Source organism: Nocardia paucivorans NBRC 100373 (assembly GCF_000308675.1).
GTDB classification, from domain to species: domain Bacteria; phylum Actinomycetota; class Actinomycetes; order Mycobacteriales; family Mycobacteriaceae; genus Nocardia; species Nocardia paucivorans.
The window spans coordinates 155363-174168 of the sequence record NZ_BAGE01000018.1; the positions used below are offsets into that span (position 1 = coordinate 155363).

An 18806-nucleotide genomic window follows, 5' to 3' on the forward strand; every position below is an offset into this window, starting at 1 on the left:
TTACGGTTCCACTGCTGCCCGGGCTTCTCTACAGGTGGGTGAATTGGCGAACCGGGCTTCTCGCCGGGTTGCGGGACTCAGCTCGCCTCTGCGGCGAAGTCGAGCACCGTGCGCGTGTAGATCTCGGATTTCTCGAAGTGGACGAGATGGCCGGAGGCCACTTCGACGACCGGTGGATTGCCGAGCAGGATGGTGGTCCGAGCGAGATCCTTGTCGTCCATGGCTGCCATGAGCACACCGTTCCGGTCGTAATAGGTTCCGTTCTGGACGAACCAGTAATCGGTGTGGATCAGTACCGTCGGGACCTCGATGGCTGCCAGAATCGCTTCGGTGTCGAAACCCTCGTACCAGGAATTGTCCCGCCACGCGGCGCCGAAAGCGGGATCGTAGTCGGCGATACCGCGCAGGAAGATGTTCAGCTCGTCGGGGAGGAAGAACGCCTCGACCGGCCGGTCCGGATTCTGGTTGCGATAGTGCACGCAATAGTCGGCGATCGGTCCGGCGAGCGGCCCGAACAAATCGAAGATCTTACTGTGGCGCAGGTAGTACCGCTGGAAATCGGTCTCCTCGTCCTGCGCCAGGAAATCGTGTGTCACCCGGGCGATATCGCCGCCGGTGGTCTTCTCGGCCCGGGGCATGATCGAGGAGAAGAAGGGCGGATCCTCCAGCACCAGACCGCGTACCAACCATGGCCGGTTGGCGGCGATCCACGCCGAGATCAGTGCCCCGGACGAATGACCGGCCAGCACGGCGGGCGCACCGACCACCCGGGCCATGAAATCGGCGATCAGACCCGCCACCCGCACATTGGTGTATTCGTCGGCGGGCAGCCGGGCAGAACCACCATGGCCGGGGACATCGACGGCGAACACGTGATGGTGCGCGGCGAGTTCGGGTAGAACCCGCAGGTGATCTTGCCACAATGAGGCCTGGCCGTGGACGAGCACCAACGGTGATCCGTTATCGGGCCCCTCGGCATAGTTGATCGGGTACCCTTCGATTTCCACTTGTTTTTCCACGAATCCGGCGGCCCGGACCCGAGCCATTCCGTCCTCGTAGTAATTCCCCCCGGGCGATGCCTGACTCGCCGCCGGGACGACGACCATCGCCAGGGCGACCAGACCCGCGACGAGCAGCGCACGCAAAGTCGGTCTCGCTCCGGAAACTCTGCGGCGGCAAGGGCGGGCAAGCGCGACGAAAACGTTCGAGGTGCGTTCCTGCTGGGGCCCCATGGTTTACGAATATATCCGTGGCGAACCGATTCGCCTCGCTATATCGGCGCGATCGGCACTGTGCTCGACGGCTTTCCGATGAACAACCGGCGGCTCATCGGTATCGACCGGAACGGTCGGCCGTGGTAACCCATCTCCGCTGCCGCAGCATCGTCTTGCCGGCCGGCGGATGCGTGCTGCCGAGGTCCGGCGTCGGCCGCGAACCTACGGCCGACGCCGGTGTGAGCGTATCGGTGAGCCGACCTCGCTCGGTCCGGACTTCTGCGCATGAGCGATCACCCCGAAGTGCAGTCGAGAGCGCTACTGGAGAGGGTTCGACTGCTCGTGGAAAAGCGTTCCGGCCGCGGGTGCGGCGGTAGTCGCCGTCGTAGGAGCAATCGTGGTCGGTTCGAATGCTCGGTGACCGAACTGTGGCCTCAGAAGTCGTGGTCGTGGTCGCGTTCGTGGCGGTCGATTTTGCGCTCGCGTTCGCGATCGAGTTGGTAGTCGGTTTTGGCGTTCACATTCCACGTGACCGGGTGTGCGTCGGGGCCGCAGTCCTCACTCAACCGGATTGTCGATTCGGGGCGTATCCGCTCCTCCCGAACCAGCACGCGGAGGTCGCTGCACGTTACCATCAGTCCGGCAACTGCCGGTCCCACATCGGTATTCGTGCATTCGACATCGACACGGCCATCGATCGGAACCGCTGAGCAGAACGCGTCACCGGGCGGCACCGCCGCGGCAGATCCCGCGCCGATGGTTGTCGATACCGTCACGGCCGCGAGACCGGATATCACCGCGCCCACGATCGATAGTTGCCGAGTATGTCGCTGGAAGATGGACACCGAGCTCTCACTGTCCTTGTGCTGCAAAAAATCCAGGAAATCATATGCATATCGAAATGGAATTCTCGATGGCGGTATCGGATTGCCCCCGACACGTATGCCTCGGATCCGGGTCGTGACATCGGTGGTGGTCGGTTATGGGGATTCCAGCGCGGTAGCAGTGACCACTCACAGCGGCGCCGGTGTGGTCACCAATGTTCTGCGGCATCGACTTCGCCGACGGTTTCGACTCGGTGCAGGGCGGTATCGCCATCCGACCGTTGCGGGTGTCGAGCGGAAAACGTGGTCATGTCGTGAACCGGACCGGATCGTCCGACCCATTGCAGTCGCCTACATCACTCCAGGTGCCGGTGGTGCCGCTCGGGACCTCGGGCGAACGAGGAGGGGACACCGGCCGCGCCCGGCAACCGCGTCCCGTCGAATTACCGGTTCGGTTGCCTTGCTCCGTGTTTTCTCGAGGATCGAATCAGAGCAACCGTTCGATCTGTGGAACGCTTTCGCAGATTGTGCCCCCGGCAGGATTCGAACCTGCGACACCCGCTTTAGGAGAGCGGTGCTCTATCCCCTGAGCTACGAGGGCCGGGCCGGTGGCCGGATGGTGGGAGTCTACCGGTTCGGCAGCCGAGAGACCGCATCGTATGCCGATACCACGTCGGGTTCCCGCTCCGGCTCGTGATCGTCCGGTTCAGGCGGTGCGTCGGGTGGCCTGTCGTTCCTCGTACTCGTCCGGGTCGAAGCGGTGGGTCTTCCAGCGGTAGAGCGCGGTGGCGCCGGGCCAGTTGTTGGTGATGCGGCCGGAGGCATTGCGGTACCAGCTCATGCAGAAGTTCCAGGGGGTGTTCTTCAGGCGTTTCTGCACCCAATCGTCCCAGCGCTGTTCGATATCGGCGCGGATGGCGACGCTACGGCCGGGGCGGTCGGTGAGGTAGTCGACGACCTGGCGGATGTAGCGGGCCTGTGATTCCAGCATGTAGACGATGGAGCCGGAGCCGACATTGGTGTTGGGCCCGTACATGAGGAACAGGTTGGGGAATTCGGGGACCGTGATACCGAGGTAGGCGCGGGCGCCCTCACCGGCCCAGACGTCGGCCAGCTTGCGACCGCCGAGGCCGTAGACGTTCATGGGGGTGAGGAAATCGGTGCCCTTGAAGCCGGTGCCGTAGATGATGACGTCGACCTCGTGTTCCACGCCGTCGGCGGTGCGCACGCCCTTGGGGGTGATCGCCTCGATGGGGGTGGTCTCCACGCTGACGTTCGGCCGGGCGAGTGCGGGGAAGTAGTCGTTGGAGAACAGGGCGCGTTTGCAACCGGCCTTGTAGTCGGGGGTCAGCTTCTCGCGCAGGATCGGGTCGGGGATGTGCTTGGCGCGGTGGTGGTCGGCGACCTTGACGACCGGTTCGGCGATCCACTGCATATCGGTGAGTGCCAGGGCCATCACCTCGAAGAACAGCCAGATGGCAAAGCGTTCGGCCCAGCGGACGGGTGGGACGTACTTGAACAGGGCGTGGTGGAGCGGACGGTAGACGGTGTCCGGCTTCGGCAGCACCCAGGCGGCCGAGCGTTGGAACAGGGTCAGGTGTTCGGCCTTGGGCTGGATGCGGGGAATGTATTGGATGGCGCTGGCGCCGGTGCCGATGCAGGCGATTCGTTTACCCGTCAGGTCGATGTCGTGGTTCCATTCGGCCGAATGGAAGGCCGTGCCGGTGAAGGTGTCGATACCGGGGATGTTCGGCAGGGCGGGGCGGGACAGCTGGCCGACCGCGGAGATCAGGATATCGGTGGTCAGGGTGTCGCCGTCGGCGGTGCGGACCTGCCAGGTGCCGGTCGTTTCGTCGAATTCGGCGTCGGTGATCTCGGTGCCGAAGCGGATATGGCGTTGCACCCCGTACTTGGCGACCACCCGGTGGATGTATTCGTGGATATCGGCCTGTTCGGAGAAACGGCGCGGCCAGTCGCTGCGCGGTTCGAACGACCAGGAATACAGTGGGGAGGGGACATCGCAGGCGGCTCCGGGATAGGTGTTGTCCCGCCATACACCGCCGAGGTCATCGGCCCGTTCGACGATGGTGAAATCGTCGATACCGGAACGGAGCAGTTCCAGTGCCATGCCGAGCCCACCGAACCCGGCTCCGATGATGATGATCGACGGCCTTTTCATGGGACCGAGAGTAAACCGGTGCACAGCCGCTTCGAAGGGATCGCCGGACAGCTAATCCATATTTTCGGCCGGCTCTTGTGCTCGGCTCGGGCGCGGTTGCGAAGCTGTGTCGAGGTCGGGGGAGCGTGTTGCGCGTGCATTTGTATTTGAATCCGGTGAATGCCTCGAAACCGGCCGGTCAGTAAATATAGGCAGTTCAAGCGGCATTTCTTGGAATGTCACAAGTGAGCCGGCCCGGGGGATGTGTCTCATTCGTATGTCTTTTCGCGCTCGGGCCTGGCATGAGCCGGAGCGAGTAGTTATCACCGATTGCGTGCTCGGCGTTGTAGAACGCAGTGCCGGCGGCCCGCAGGGGGCGTCGCCGGCGCTGTGTACACCTCGGGTCGTCAGGTGAGTCCGAGTCGGTCTCTCGTGGTCTCCGCTCCCCCTCTTGGTCCGATGCCTATGTTTCGGCGTGTCGGGTTCTGCGTGTCGCTTTTGGGGTAGCCCATCCCCGCGTGCCGCTACCCTTGGGTAGTCTCTCGGGCTGTGATGTGGGTCATGTCCATCGGAGGAGTTCATAACTTCTGGTGGCGTGACCACGTCATGCTGGTCCACCCGAGGAGTTAAGGGGCGTTTTCCGATGTTGAGCACCATGATGGACGAGCAGTTGTCGCTGGCGACACTGCTGCGTTACGCGTCCACTTTCGCCGGCAATTCCACCGTTTCCACCTGGACCGGCGACGGAATGCGCACCATGACCTACCGAGAGGTCGGTGCGGAATCGGCCCGGTTGGCCAATGCCCTGCGTGGGCTCGGGATCGAGGAAGGTGACCGGGTGGGCACCTTCATGTGGAACAACAACGAACACCTGGTGGCCTATATCGCGGTCCCGGCCATGGGTGCGGTGCTGCACGCGCTGAACATCCGACTGTTCCCCGAGCAGGTGGTCTACATCGCCAACCATGCCGAGGATCAGGTGGTGATCGTGGACGGCAGCCTGGTGCCGATGTTCGCCCAGTACCTGCCGAATATGAAGACCGTCCGGCACGTCATCGTCGCCAATGGTGACGCCACCACCCTCACCGCGCCCGAGGGTGTGCAGGTGCATTCCTACGCCGAACTGTTGGCCGGTCAGCCGGACACCTACGACTTCCCGGTGCTCGACGAGCGCAGTGCCGCCGCCATGTGCTACACCTCTGGCACCACCGGAAACCCCAAGGGTGTCGTCTACTCGCACCGCTCGAACTGGTTACACGCCATGCAGGCGTGTACGCCGAGCGGTTTGGGGATGCTGCCCACCGACACCATGCTCGCCATCGTGCCGCTCTTCCACGCGAACGCGTGGGGGCTGCCGTACGCGGCTCTGATGGCGGGCGCGAACCTGATCATGCCGGACCGTTTCCTGCAGCCGGGTCCGCTGTTGGAGATCATGGCTGCCGTCGAGCCCACCTTCGCCGCAGCGGTGCCGACCATCTGGGGCGGGGTGCTGGCGGCCCTCGCGACATCGCCGCAGGACATCACGCATCTGCGTACGGTGGTGGTGGGTGGTTCGGCCGCGCCGCCGGCGATGATGCGCACCTTCCAAGAAAAGCACGGTGTTCGAGTGGTGCACGCCTGGGGTATGACCGAGACGTCACCGCTGGGCAGTGTCGCGCACCCGCCCGCCGGGGTCAGCGGTGAGGATGAATGGGCCTATCGGATCACCCAGGGACGGTTCCCCGCCGGTGTGCAGGCCCGACTGGTTGCCGACGACGGCAAGGTGGTGCCCAATGACGGCCGGTCGCTGGGTGAGCTGGAGGTGCGTGGTCCCTGGATCACCGGCTCCTACTATTCCCCGGACGGGGTCGAGGTCGATCCGGACAAGTTCGACGACGGTTGGCTGCGCACCGGCGATGTCGGCAAGATCAGCCCCGACGGCTATCTGACCCTGGTGGACCGCGCCAAGGACGTGATCAAGTCGGGCGGGGAGTGGATTTCGTCGGTCGATCTGGAGAACGCCATCGTGGGTCACCCGGCGGTGGCCGAGGCGGCGGTGATCGGTATCCCCGACGAGAAGTGGGACGAGCGGCCGTTGGTCGCCATCGTGGCCGCGGACGGGACCGAACCGGCACCCGAGGAGCTGCGTGAGTTCCTGGCCGACAAGTTCGCGAAATGGCAGCTGCCGGAATACTGGACCTTCATCCCCGAGGTGCCCAAGACCAGTGTGGGCAAGTTCGACAAGAAGCGGCTGCGCGCCCAGTACGCCGATGGTGAGCTGAATGTCGTCAAGCTGACCTGAGTTCGGTCGATGCGGGTCGGGCCCGGTGCGGGAGATCGCACCGGGCCCGATGTATGCGCTCGGTCAGCAGTTACGCAGTTCCGGACTCTGGTTGAGCAGTTGAGCCCGGGTGCTGATGAAGGTGCTGTAGGTTTCGCCGCCGACGGCCGAGAGCGGGAAGGCGGCCACCCGGTGGCAGTTCTGGAAGGCCAGTTTCACGCCGAAGTGGCGTTCCAGACCACCACGAATGGCGTCGGAGGCCATGGCGCGCAGCAACTGTCCGCGGGCGGTCTCGTCCGGCGGAGGGACCACATTGTCGGCGAATTCGGCGGTGCCGGAATTCAGTTCGCCGGCGACCCGGCTGACCACTTCCCAGGCATAGGGCAGCGAGTTCCGGACACATTCGACGAACTCGGCGTCGGTGACCTCGCCGCGTTCGGCGCGTTCCAGTAGGGCGGTGGGGACATCCAGGGACATTGGCTCTCCTCGATCGGCTCGGGCGCGAGTGATTGATACCCGCGGCGTAAGTGCCGGGATCGAGTCTAAACGAAATTGGTTGTCAACAACGGGGGTTTCGTCGTGAAAGTTGCCCTGCTGCCCGGTTTTTCGGTGTGCCAGGGATGGGGTCGACGGTGATGGCCGCTGGTCGAGAGGGTGGGTCGGCCGCGCCTCGGGGTTTTCGGGCGTCCGGTTCGGCGTGTCGGTGAAGTGGGTGCGCCCGAGGGTTGGTATGACGGAAAGGTCACAACCTCGACCCTGGAACGTAACGGTGGATCAGGCGCGTTACCTGCGAGTATCGGGAATTTTCGTCCTAAACATTGCGAAATGATCACGACAATGTAGAGTTGCCGTCACAACGGATGCCGAAACGTTATTTTCGGCCCGGGCGGCTCTCCGGAGTCGGTCGAACCGGAATGGCGTCCGCGACCAGTGTTGAACGGAACGCGAGGACAAACCCGTGGCGCACCATCGAGTAGGCCCCAGCTCCATAACCGTGATGAGCTTGATCGGCGACGAAGTCAGGGTTCGTCCCACCCGCCATCGGGCCGAGGTATCCCCAGCGGAGCGGATCAAGGCCGCCGCCGGCGCCGCGGTTGCCGCGGGCGCGCTCATCGGTACCGCGGCCCAGGTCGCCCCGGCGCTCGCCTATGCCACCCCGCTGCTGCCGGATCCGCAGGACGCCGACAGGGTCGTGGAAGCCGAACCGGTGTCCAGCGCCGAGATCCAGGCCGTCGAAACACGGGTCTTCGAGGCGCAGGCCGCCCAGGCCGCACCCGCTCCGGCCACCGCCGTGGCCGCCGAGATCGCCGAGAAATCGGCCGACCCGGCGCCGTTCGGTCTGCAAAACCTCCCGCCGGAGGTCGCCGGCCCGCTGGCCCACGCCGAGCAGACCATCAACCAGATCCAACAGCAGTTCGCCCCCACCTCCACGGTGCGTCCGGTGGCCGGGGTGATCAGCTCCGGTTACGGCAGTCGCTGGGGCGCCATGCACTACGGACTGGACTTCGCCGATTCGCTCGGTGCGCCGATTCACGCGGTCAGTGGCGGAACCGTGCTGGAGGCCGGGCCCGCCTCCGGTTTCGGACTCTGGGTGCGGGTTCAGCACGACGACGGCACCCAGGCCGTCTACGGGCACGTCAACGAGATGTTCGTCCAGGCCGGTCAGCGGGTGAACACCGGTGATGTCATCGCCACCGTCGGTAATCGGGGCCAGTCCACCGGTCCGCACCTGCATCTGGAGATCTGGGACCAGGGGGGTAACAAGATCGACCCCAGACCCTGGCTGGCGGCCAGGGGCGTACCGCTGGAGTGGGGGCCGTCGTACTGATTTCCGTGGGGGCATCGAAGTCGTCGCCGCCGAAGGGGTTTCGGTGGCCGATAGATCAGGGGTTCGGGATATGACCGAGGCTGTGGAGCTCTTCGTCGAGCCGCGTAGACAGCAAATTGCCGCAGTACACGCCGCGGTGTCCCGTTTCGGCGGGGCGCTTCGCCCGGTGGGACGGTCGCCCTACGACGGTGAGGTGGTCCCGGTGTTCAACCGGGCCGAGATCCTGGCCGATTTCGAGGAGCTGCACCGCACTGCCCGCGACACCGTAAAACTGGTCGAACGTGGCCCACACCTGGGCGATACCGACCGGGAACACCGGATATCGGGGCTGAAACGAGCCCGGTTGGCCGAGGGAGTGCGGTACCGGATCCTCTACCAGGACACCATCTATCAGGATTCCGAACGCCTCGGTTACGCGCTGGCGACCAATACGCGGGGCGCGCAGGCGCGCACCCTGCCGGAACCGCCGTTCAAATTCATCGTCGCCGACAACGAGCGGGCCGCCCTGGTCCTGCACACCGATGACCGCCGTCCCGATCCGATGGGCCTGCGCATCGCGTCCTCACCGCTGCTGGACCTGTTGGTCCGCACTTTCGACGTGTTGTGGACCATGGCCGCTCCGGTATCGGTCGACCCCACCGCAGGCGGACTCGACGACCGCGACCGCGCCATCCTCACCCTGATGAGCATGGGCGCCACCGACGATACGATCGCCCGTCGACTGGGCATGTCCCGGCGTACCGTGGTACGGCGCACTGCCCGGCTACTGGAACGCCTCGGCGCGAGCACTCGTTTCCAGGCGGGGGTTCAGGCGATTCGGCGCGGCTGGTTGTGACCTGTTTCACCCATCTCTACCGCCGTGCAACACCCGGCGGCTCTTCCTCGATACAGCGCCGGAGAGCCGCGGTGACGACCGCCGCGGCGACGGCCGTACAGCGGTCGACCGTATGATGGCTCAGGCCGCGCCTGCCTCGGGGTAGATGCCCAGGATATGAGGGCATGGCCGGGCCCGGACTCGACGCGAGAGGTGAATGCACTCGAATGGAAACTGCCCGTCGCTCCGCTCGTGGCAGCCGTCGGCGCCGCTCGGGCAGCCCACTCTTCGGACAGCTGCTCACGGCTGCGGTGGAATCCGCCGCCACCGAAGTGGCCATTCGATACAACCCCACGGGTGATCCCGCCGACCAGCGTGAGCTCACCTACCGGCAGCTGGACGAGTCGTCCTCGCAGATCGCGCGGGAATTGATCGCCCGCGGTGTCGGCCCCGGCGATGTGGTCGCCATCGGGATCGCCCGCAGCCTGGAATCGGTGCTGTGTGTCTGGGCGATCGCCAAGACGGGCGCGGCGTATGTGCCGATCGACCCCTCCTACCCGCTCGACCGCATCGACCATATGGTCACCGACTCCGGTGCGATCCTCGGCCTGACCACGGCGGCACATCGCCCTTCGCTCGGCTCCGCCACCACCTGGCTGGAACTGGACGATCCGCTGAACGCCGAGCGGATCGCGCGTCACCCCCGCCACCCCATCTCCTACACCGACCGGGTGCGCCCGCTCTACGAGCAGCACCCCGCCTACGTCATCTACACCTCCGGCTCCACGGGTAAACCCAAGGGCGTCGTCGTCTGCCACAGCGGCCTGGCCATGGTGGTCACCGCGGCCAACGAGTACTACGGGGTGACCGGCGACTCGCGGGTCCTGCACGTGTGCTCGCCCAATTTCGACGTCTCGATTCTGGAGCTGCTGCTCGCGTTCACCTCTGGCGCGACGCTGGTGGTCGCCCCCGCCACCGTGGGCGGTGGGTACCAGGTCAGCGAACTGATCGCGGCCGAACAGGTGACCCATATGCTCATCACCCCCGCCGCGCTGGAGTCCGTGGATCCGACCGGTCTGGACGACCTGGAAGCCGTGGCGGTGGTCGGGGACAAATTCGGTCCCGAACTGGTGGCTCGTTGGGCTGCCGAGCACTCCTTCTTCAACTCCTACGGGCCCACCGAGGCCACGATCATCGCCACCAGCACCGACGCCATGGATCCGCAGGAGCAGATCACCATCGGTACCCCGCTGTCGGGCTTCGGGGTGTTCGTGCTGGACGCGCGGTTGCGGCCGGTGCCCACGGGTGTGGCCGGCGAGCTGTATCTGTCGGGACCCGCGCTCGCGCTCGGCTACCTCAACCGACCCGGGCTGACCGCCGAGCGGTTCGTCGCGAGCCCGTTCGGCGGCGATACCGGTAACCCGGGTGCCCGGCTGTATCGCACCGGTGACCTGGCGCGTCGTATCGATACCCCCGCCGGCGAGGCCATCGAATACCTGGGCCGTACCGACTTCCAGGTGAAGATTCGCGGTTTCCGGATCGAACTCGGTGAGATCGACAACGCGCTCACCGCACATTCCGATATCGACTACGCCGTCACCCTGGGCACCACACTGCCCTCGGGTGCGACCGCGCTGGTGTCCTACATCCTGCCGACCCCCGGCCACAGTGTGGACACCGACGCGCTGCCTGCATTCCTCGGCAAAACACTGCCCGCCTACATGATCCCGGCCGCGATCATGGTGTTGGACGAGATCCCGCTGAACGCGGTGGGCAAACTCGACCGCAAGGCACTGCCCGCACCGGTGTTCGCATCCACGACCTCGTCGCGGGCGCCCTCGGGTCCGATGGAGACCCGATTGGCCGAACTGTTCGCCGAGGTGCTGCATGTGGAGCAGGTCGGCGTGGACGACTCCTTCTTCGCCATCGGCGGCGACAGCATCCTGTCGATCCAGCTGGTCTCCCGCGCCCGCAACGCCGGCATCCTGTTCACCCCTCAGGACGTGTTCGAGCGGCGGACCGTGGCCGCGCTCGCCGAGGTCGCGGTGTTCGGGGACGCGACGCCGGTGGAGGTGCTGGCGGAACTGCCCGGCGGCGGTATCGGCGACGTGCCGAACACTCCGATCCTGGCGCAGTATCTCGCCGATGGGGTATTCGGGCGTTTCTCCCAGAACATGGTGCTGACCCTGCCGGACGGCATCACCCGAGCGGGGTTGGTCGAAACCTTCGACGCCGTGCTGTCCCACCACGATATGCTGCGCGCCCGCCTGGTCCGGGACGGTGACGGATACCGGCTCGAGGTGGGTGTGCCCGGTGCGGTGGCCGCGGACACCTTGATCACCGAGGTCGAGGTGCCCCCGGGCACGACCGGCGAGGAGCTCACTGCGCTCGCGGGCACCGCCATGGATTCCGCGGTGGCGCGGTTGGACCCGCGCACCGGCCGCATGGTGGCCGGGACGTGGCTGCGTCGGCCCGATGCCGCCGACGCATTGTTGCTCGCGGTGCACCACTATGTGATCGACGGTGTGTCCTGGCGCATCCTGATCGGTGACCTGGTGCTGGCGTGGGCGCAGCTGTCGCACGGGCAGCGTCCGGCATTGCCTGCCGTGGGCACCTCGTTCCGCAGGTGGGCGCACGGTGTGCGCGACGCGGCCGCCGATCCGGCGCGGCGCGCGGAACTCGACCACTGGCGGCGAGTGCTGGCGGCTCCGGACCCGATCTTGGGCAGCCGTGCTCTCGATCCGCAGGTGGATACCTACGCGACCGTTCGGCGATTCGGTATCGAGATCCCCGCCGATATCACCGAGGTGCTGCTGACCCGGGTGCCCGCCCTGTACCGGTCCGGGACCAATGACGGCCTGCTGGCCGCCTTGGCCCTGGCCGTGCGGACCTGGCGGACCCGTCGCGGGATCGACGCGCCGATCACCCGGGTGCGGCTGGAAGGCCACGGGCGCGAGGAAAGCGTCGTGCCCGGCGCCGATATCACCCGCACCGTCGGCTGGTTCACCAGCGCCTATCCGGTCGCCTTGGATCTGACCGGTATCGATGCCGAGGCGGCGCTGCGCGATGCGGCCACCACCGCGGAACTGTTGCGTTCGGTGAAGGAACAGCTGCTGGCCGTGCCCGAGCGCGGTATCGGCTACGGTCTGCTTCGCTACCTCGACGCCGAGACGGCCGCCGAGCTCTCCGGCCCACCGGCGCAGATCGGTTTCAACTATCTGGGTCGGATCTCGGCGGGCGAGCTGCCGGAAGGTGTCGACGGGTCGGCCTGGTTGCCGACCGGCGCGCTCGGTGAGTTCGATATCGAGCCCGATCCGGCCATGCCCGCCGGTATGGCGATCGATATCAATGCGATCGTCGCCGACGGCCCCGACGGGGCTCGGATGGCGGTGTCGTTCCAGTACGCGAGCGGGGTATTGCCCGAGTCGGCCGTGCGGGAACTGGCCGACGACTGGATGGCCGCGCTCACCGCGGTGGCCCGGCATGTGGACGATCCGGCCGCCGGTGGGCTCACCCCCTCCGATGTCCCGCTGGTGCGCGTCGGTCGGCACGAGCTCGACACCTGGCGGACCGGGTATCCGGGACTGACCGATGTGCTGCCCCTGCCGCCCCTGGGCGCCGGACTGTTCTTCCACACGCAGCTCACCCAGGGCGCGCCGGACGACTATGTGATGCTGCTGGCCCTCGAACTCGCCGGCACCGTCGACCTGGATCGGCTGCATCGTGCGGCCCAGGCCCTGGTCGACCGGCATACCGCCCTGCGGACCGCTTTCGTGACCACATCCGACGGCACACCGGTGCAGCTGGTGTTGGACGAGGCCGAGGTGCCGTGGCGGGTCCGCACCGATATCCCCGATGTGGAGCTGCCGATCCGGATCAACCAGGAGCGGCTCACCCGGTTCGATCCGGCGACGGCACCGCTGGCGCAGGTCACCGTCTACCGCACGGTGGCCGGGCGTATCCATTTCGCGCTGGCCGTACACCACCTGCTGTTGGACGGCTGGTCGCTGCCGCTGCTGATGAAGGATCTGCTGATCCTGTACGCCACCGACGGCAACGCGTCGGTATTGCCGCCCGCGCCGTCGTACCGCGATTACCTGGTGTGGCTGTCACGCCAGGACACCGACGTCTCACTGGCCCGGTGGCGTGAGGTGCTGGCCGGAGCCCGGCCCACCGAACTCACCGCCGTTCTGGACCGTCCCGACCGGACGGTGCGGCCGGAGGACGGTATCGGTGAACTCGAGTTCATCCTCTCCGACACCGAGACCGCGGCGCTGAGCGCGTTCGCGGCCGAGTCCGAGGTCACCGTCAATACGGTGGTGCAGGCGATCTGGGCGCTGCTGTTGGCGGGGCTCACCGGCCGCGACGACATCGTCTTCGGCGCCGTCGTCTCCGGGCGTCCGCCGCAGTTGAACCGGGTGGACGAAATGGTCGGCCTGTTCACCAACACCATCCCGGTGCGGGTGCGACTGGACCCGACCCGGACCGTGGGCGAACTGCTCCGGCAGATCCAGTCCGAGCAGGCCGGGCTGTTGGAGCACCACTACCTCGGGCTCGCCGATATCCAGAGCGCCGCCGGCGGCGTCGGCCTGTTCGACACCCTGGTGGCCTACGAGTCCTACCCGATCGATGCCGAGGGGTTGCAGCAGGCAGGCGGTTCCATCGATGGGCTGGAGGTCGTGGACATCTCGTCCATGACCTACACCCACTATCCGGTGACGGTGGTGGTCGAGCCGGGAACCCGGTTGCGGTGCCGGGTGTGGTACCGGCGCGATACGGTCACCGAACCCGCCGCGCGGTCGCTCACCGAGCTGCTGCGCGCGGCTGTGGACCGCTTCATCGGGGTGGCCCCGCAGACGGCCCTCGCCGCGCCGGTGGATTGGTGGCGGGCGCCCGGTGCGCTCGCCGAGCAGCCGGAACTGCCCGCCGACCGACCGCGTCCGGCGATGGCGTCGCAGCGGAGAGCGCAAGTGCACCTCGATCTCCCCGCCGAGGTGGATATCGCGCTGTCGGATATCGCGCGGCAGCGGGAGACGACGGTATTCGCGGTGGTGCACGCCGCACTGGCGATCCTGTTGGCCCGGTTGTCCGGAACCCGGGATGTGGCCGTCGGTGCGTTCGCTTCCGACGATGTCGCGACCGTACCCGCGGTACTGCGCACCACGGTCGACCCGGGCGCGACCTTCGACGCCCTGCTCGCCATCGCCCACCGCACCGCGGCCGAGGCGTCCGGCACCGCGGACCGGGGCTCCGTCCACCTCGCGACCGAGCTCGACACGGTGCGCGCCGCGGCCGGGTACATCCCCTTCCGGGTGGCGCTCACCGCCGGTGACGCCACCTCGTCGGTGGTCGAACAGGCGACGGCCGACCTGGATCTGCGGGTGCATCTCGCCGACCGGACCGACGGCCGACCCGGTGCGATGCTCTCGTTCGTCTACGCCGAGGATCTGTTCGACGACTCGACCGTGCGGGACCACGCCGACCGGCTGATACGTATCCTGCGTGCCGTGGCCGCGGATGCCACTGCGGTCGTCGGCGATATCGATCTGCTCGCCCCCGGCGAACGCGAACTGGTGCTGCGGGAATGGAACAGCACCGGGGTGGATGTGCCCGAGGTGACGCTGGTCGACCTCATCCAGGTGCAGGTGCGGCAGCAGCCCGACGCGGCGGCCGTGCGTTTCGGCGATACCACGCTCACGTTCACGGAACTGATGGCGCGGGCCAACCGGGTGGCGCGGGCGTTGATCGCGCAGGGTGTGGGTCCGGAAACACTGGTGGCCGTGGCGGTTCCGCGCACCGAGGAACTGCCGGTCGCGCTGCTCGGCGTGCTGATCTCCGGAGCCGGGTATCTGCCGATCGACACCTCATATCCGACGCAGCGGTTGGAATTCGTGCTCGCCGACGCCGCGCCGACGGCCGTGCTCACCACCGCCGGCGAACAGGACTCGGTGCCTTTCGGCGAATTGCCGGTGGTGTTGCTCGAGGACGCCGAAACCTTCTCCGACGCACCGGTTTCCGATTCCGATCGGCTCGGCCGACTGCGTCCGGAAAACCTCGCCTATGTCATCTACACCTCCGGTTCCACCGGTCTGCCCAAGGGCGTGGGAGTCGCGCACCGCAATGTGGTGGAGCTGTTCGCGAACACGCAACTGCTGTTCGAGTTCGACGAAACCGATGTGTGGACGCTGTTCCACTCCTTCGCTTTCGACTTCTCCGTCTGGGAGCTGTGGTGCGCGCTGGCCAACGGCGGCACGGTGGTCGTGGTCGACTATCTGACCTCCCGGTCGCCGGAACAGTTCCGGGAACTGCTGATCCGGGAGCGGGTGACGGTGCTCAACCAGACCCCGTCGGCGTTCTACCAGCTCGCCGAGGCCGACCGGGTCGCGCACGCGAACGTCGGGGCGGGGGAGGCGGAACGGTTCGCCCTGCGGTACGTGGTGTTCGGCGGTGAAGCGCTGGATCTGCGTCGGCTGCGGGACTGGTACAGCCGGCACGGGGGCCCGGGCGGCACCGATTCGGATGCCCCGTGGCTGGTGAACATGTACGGCATCACCGAAACCACGGTGCACGTATCGTTCCTGTCGTTGGACGAGCAGACGGTGGACAACCCGGCCAGCGTCATCGGTCGGGCCCTGCCCGGTCTGGATGCGTTCGTCCTGGACGACCGACTACATCCGGCGCCGGTCGGCGTCGCCGGGGAGATCTACGTCGCGGGCGACCAGCTCACCCGTGGCTATCTGGGGCGTCCCGGTCTGACCGCCACACGGTTCGTGGCCAACCCGTTCGGCCCGCCCGGATCGCGGATGTACCGGTCCGGTGATATCGGCCGCTGGGCCGGTTTCGCGGGTCGCGCCAATCTGGAATATGCCGGTCGCGGCGACCAACAGGTCCAGTTGCGCGGTTTCCGAATCGAACTCGGTGAGATCGAGGCGGCACTGCTGCGCTGTCCGGGAATCGGGCAGGCGGTGGCGCTGGTGCGCACCGACGGGCCCGCGGGCGATCGGCTCATCGGCTATGTGGTTCCGGCCGCCGAGCAGCAGGTGCACGTCGAGCCGGCGCAGGTGCGCGCGCAGGTCGCCGAATTCCTCACCGACTACATGGTTCCCGACGCGATCGTGGTGCTCGACGCGCTGCCGTTGACCCCGAACGGGAAACTCGACCGCAAGGCGCTGCCCGAACCGAAGGTCACCGGCAGCGCCCCGTACCGGGCGCCCACCAACCCGCTGGAGAAGGCGGTCGCCGGGGTGTTCGCGGAACTGCTCGGCACCGATCGGGTCGGCCTGGACGACGATTTCTTCGCCCTCGGCGGCAATTCGTTGCTGGCCACCCGGGCGGTGGCCCGGATCAACGAGGCCCTGGCGGCGGATGTCGCGGTTCGGGAACTGTTCGAGTCGCCGACCGTTGCCGAGTTGGCCGCCCGGGTCACCCCGGGCATCGGCACGGTCGCCGACCGGCCCGCCCTGACCCGGGTGGAACGACCCGAGCGGATTCCGCTGTCGTTGGCCCAGCAGCGAATGTGGCTGCTCAACCAGTTCGACACGAGTTCCCCGGCCTACAACATCCCGCTGGCCATCCGGCTCGACGGCGACCTGGACGTCTCCGCATTGCGGCATGCGGTCTTCGATGTGCTGGAACGGCACGAATCGCTGCGCACCCGGTACCCGGTGGGACCGGACGGCACCCCCTACCAGCAGATTCTGCCGGTCAGCGAGGTACACAGCGGTGGTTTGGAGATCGATACCACGACCGACCCCATCGGTCGGGTCACCGAACTGCTCACCACCGGATTCGACGTCACCACCGAGGTGCCGGTGCGCGCTCTGCTGCTACACACCGGGACCGACGAGTATCTGCTGGCGCTGGTGGTGCACCACATCACCGGGGACGGCGCGTCCATGGCGCCGCTGGCCCGCGATCTGATGACCGCCTATATGGCGCGGTTGAGCGGTAATTCACCGCGCTGGTCGCCGCTGCAGGTGCAGTACGCGGACTACGCGATCTGGCAGCGTGAGGTCATCGGCACCGATGACGCGGACGATTCGATCGCCGCGCGACAGTTGGCGTACTGGCGCACCCAACTCGCCGGTCTGTCCGGGGAACTGGAACTGCCGGCGGACCGCCCGCGGCCGGCGGTGCCGTCCATGCGCGGCGCCGCCACCGGATTCGTGGTGGCGCCCGAGACCCACCGGGCGTTGGATCGGCTCGCCCGTGAACACGGCGCCACGCTGTTCATGGTGGTGCACGCCGCGGTCGCGGTGTTGCTGGCCCGGTTGACCGGCGAATCCGATATCGCGGTGGGCACACCCATTGCCGGTCGCGGGGAACGCGCCCTGGACGATCTGGTGGGTATGTTCGTCAACACTCTGGCATTGCGGACCCGGGTGGAGCCCACGCTGACCTTCACCGAACTGCTCGACCGCGCGAAGGAAACGGATCTGTCGGCCTTCGCCAATGCCGATATCCCGTTCGAGCGGGTGGTCGAGGTGGTGGCACCGGGTCGGGCGACCGCGCACAACCCGCTGTTCAATGTGGTGTTGTCGTTCCAGAACAACGAACAGGCCACCCTGGAACTGCCGGGTCTGCGGGTGACGATGCTGGACGAGGGCGCGATCGCCGCCAAGTTCGACCTGCAGGTCAATGTGGATCCGCGGCGCGACGGTCACGGTGTTCCGGCCGAACTGGTCACCGTGCTGAGCTATGCCACCGATCTGTTCGACGAGGCCACGGTGCAGGCGTTCGGTCGCCGGCTGGAACGTATTCTCGCCGCGGTCGCCGACCATCCGCAGGTGCGGGTCGGCGATATCGATATCCTCGACGCCGCCGAGCGGGAACGGATGAGCGGCAGTGTGGAGCAGGTGGCGCCGACGGCCACCGCGGGCACCGCGCTGGCGCAGGCCCTGGGCGCGGCCGTCGAGGAGGACCCGGAAGGCCCCGCGGTGGTGTGGGGCGAAGAGGCGGTGACCTATCAGGATCTGGACGCCCGTTCGTCGCAGTTGGCGCGGGTGCTCATCGGTCGCGGATGCGGCCCCGGCACCGGGGTCGTGGTCGCGCTCGAACGCGGGGTGACCGCTGTGATCGCCACCTGGGCGGTGCTCAAGGCCGGCGCGGCCGTGGTGCCGGTGGATGCCCTGGAGGCCGCCGCCGGTGCCGGTCTGGTGGCCAAGGCGGGGCTCGTGGTGGGCGGAGTGCCGGCGGTGCCCGAGGTGGAGTGGCTGGTACTCGACGAGATGCCGGTCATCTCGGAGATCGCCGCGGAATCGCCACGTCCGGTCACCTATGCGCATCGAATCCGGGCGCTGCGCGGCGGCGACACCGTATTCGTGGCCGGCGACGGCCAGGTGATCGGCTACGACGAGTTGGCGGCGGTGGTTTCCCGGCTGCGCACGGTCACCGAGCTGACCTACGAGTCCCGGACCTTCCGGTACGGTCGAACGGACAGCTTCGCGGCTCTGGTCGAGGCGGTGGCGGCAGGTTCGGCGGGCGCCTCGATGATCCTGGTGCCGGAAGCGGGCGAGCTCACCGAGGCATTGGCCGACGAATGGGTCACCCACCTGTGGGCCGACCGATCCGGGCTCGGTGGGATCGACCCGGAGCCGCTGGAGGATCTGCAGGCGCTGGTGTTGGACTCCGATGGTCGGCCCGGCGGTGGATGGTCCCGGGTGCCGCATGTGTGCAGCCTGCCCGAACTGTTGAGTTGAGCCGTCGGGG

Annotated in this window: 8 protein-coding genes and 1 tRNA gene; 4 read left to right on the top strand and 5 right to left on the bottom strand. The window is 67.0% G+C overall.

Features of this window, described 5'->3' with window-relative positions; all coding sequences use genetic code 11:
* Positions 1 to 77 precede the first annotated feature (77 nt).
* From ON32_RS03275 to ON32_RS03290, 4 genes are all read right to left on the bottom strand, one after another.
* On the bottom strand, positions 78 to 1145 hold the full coding sequence (locus ON32_RS03275; RefSeq protein WP_051132802.1) for an alpha/beta hydrolase: 1068 nt from the start codon (positions 1143 to 1145) through the stop codon (positions 78 to 80).
* A gap of 503 nt (positions 1146 to 1648) precedes the next feature.
* Positions 1649 to 2059, bottom strand: a complete 411-nt coding sequence (locus ON32_RS03280; protein ID WP_157224054.1) for a hypothetical protein — start codon at positions 2057 to 2059, stop codon at positions 1649 to 1651.
* Between the two features lie 507 nt (positions 2060 to 2566).
* Positions 2567 to 2639: transfer RNA gene (locus ON32_RS03285), tRNA-Arg, on the bottom strand.
* Positions 2640 to 2744: 105 nt separating this feature from the next.
* Positions 2745 to 4217 carry a flavin-containing monooxygenase gene (locus ON32_RS03290; protein WP_040788597.1) on the bottom strand — a complete coding sequence of 491 codons (1473 nt, stop codon included), beginning with the start codon at positions 4215 to 4217 and terminating at the stop codon, positions 2745 to 2747.
* Positions 4218 to 4839: 622 nt separating this feature from the next.
* Between ON32_RS03290 and ON32_RS03295 the strand changes: the two genes are divergently transcribed.
* The gene (locus ON32_RS03295) at positions 4840 to 6477 is read left to right on the top strand and encodes a long-chain fatty acid--CoA ligase (RefSeq protein ID WP_040788598.1); all 1638 of its coding nucleotides are present in this window, start codon (positions 4840 to 4842) and stop codon (positions 6475 to 6477) included.
* Between the two features lie 63 nt (positions 6478 to 6540).
* On the opposite strand, the gene ON32_RS03300 is transcribed toward ON32_RS03295, so the two are convergent.
* Entirely contained in the window at positions 6541 to 6933 is a 393-nt protein-coding gene (locus tag ON32_RS03300) for an SCO5389 family protein (RefSeq protein WP_040788599.1), read from the bottom strand.
* Positions 6934 to 7453: 520 nt separating this feature from the next.
* Here ON32_RS03300 and ON32_RS03305 point away from each other — a divergent pair.
* The 3 genes from ON32_RS03305 to ON32_RS29510 all read left to right on the top strand — a co-directional run bounded on the left by ON32_RS03305 (position 7454) and on the right by ON32_RS29510 (position 18796).
* Positions 7454 to 8284 carry a M23 family metallopeptidase gene (locus ON32_RS03305; protein WP_051132803.1) on the top strand — a complete coding sequence of 277 codons (831 nt, stop codon included), beginning with the start codon at positions 7454 to 7456 and terminating at the stop codon, positions 8282 to 8284.
* 70 nt (positions 8285 to 8354) lie between these two features.
* Positions 8355 to 9119 (top strand): LuxR C-terminal-related transcriptional regulator, encoded by a 765-nt coding sequence (locus ON32_RS03310; protein ID WP_083873949.1) that lies wholly within the window; start codon positions 8355 to 8357, stop codon positions 9117 to 9119.
* 206 nt (positions 9120 to 9325) lie between these two features.
* Positions 9326 to 18796, top strand: coding sequence for a non-ribosomal peptide synthetase (locus ON32_RS29510; RefSeq protein ID WP_157224055.1), 9471 nt, complete (start codon positions 9326 to 9328; stop codon positions 18794 to 18796).
* The last annotated feature ends 10 nt before the right edge of the window (positions 18797 to 18806 follow it).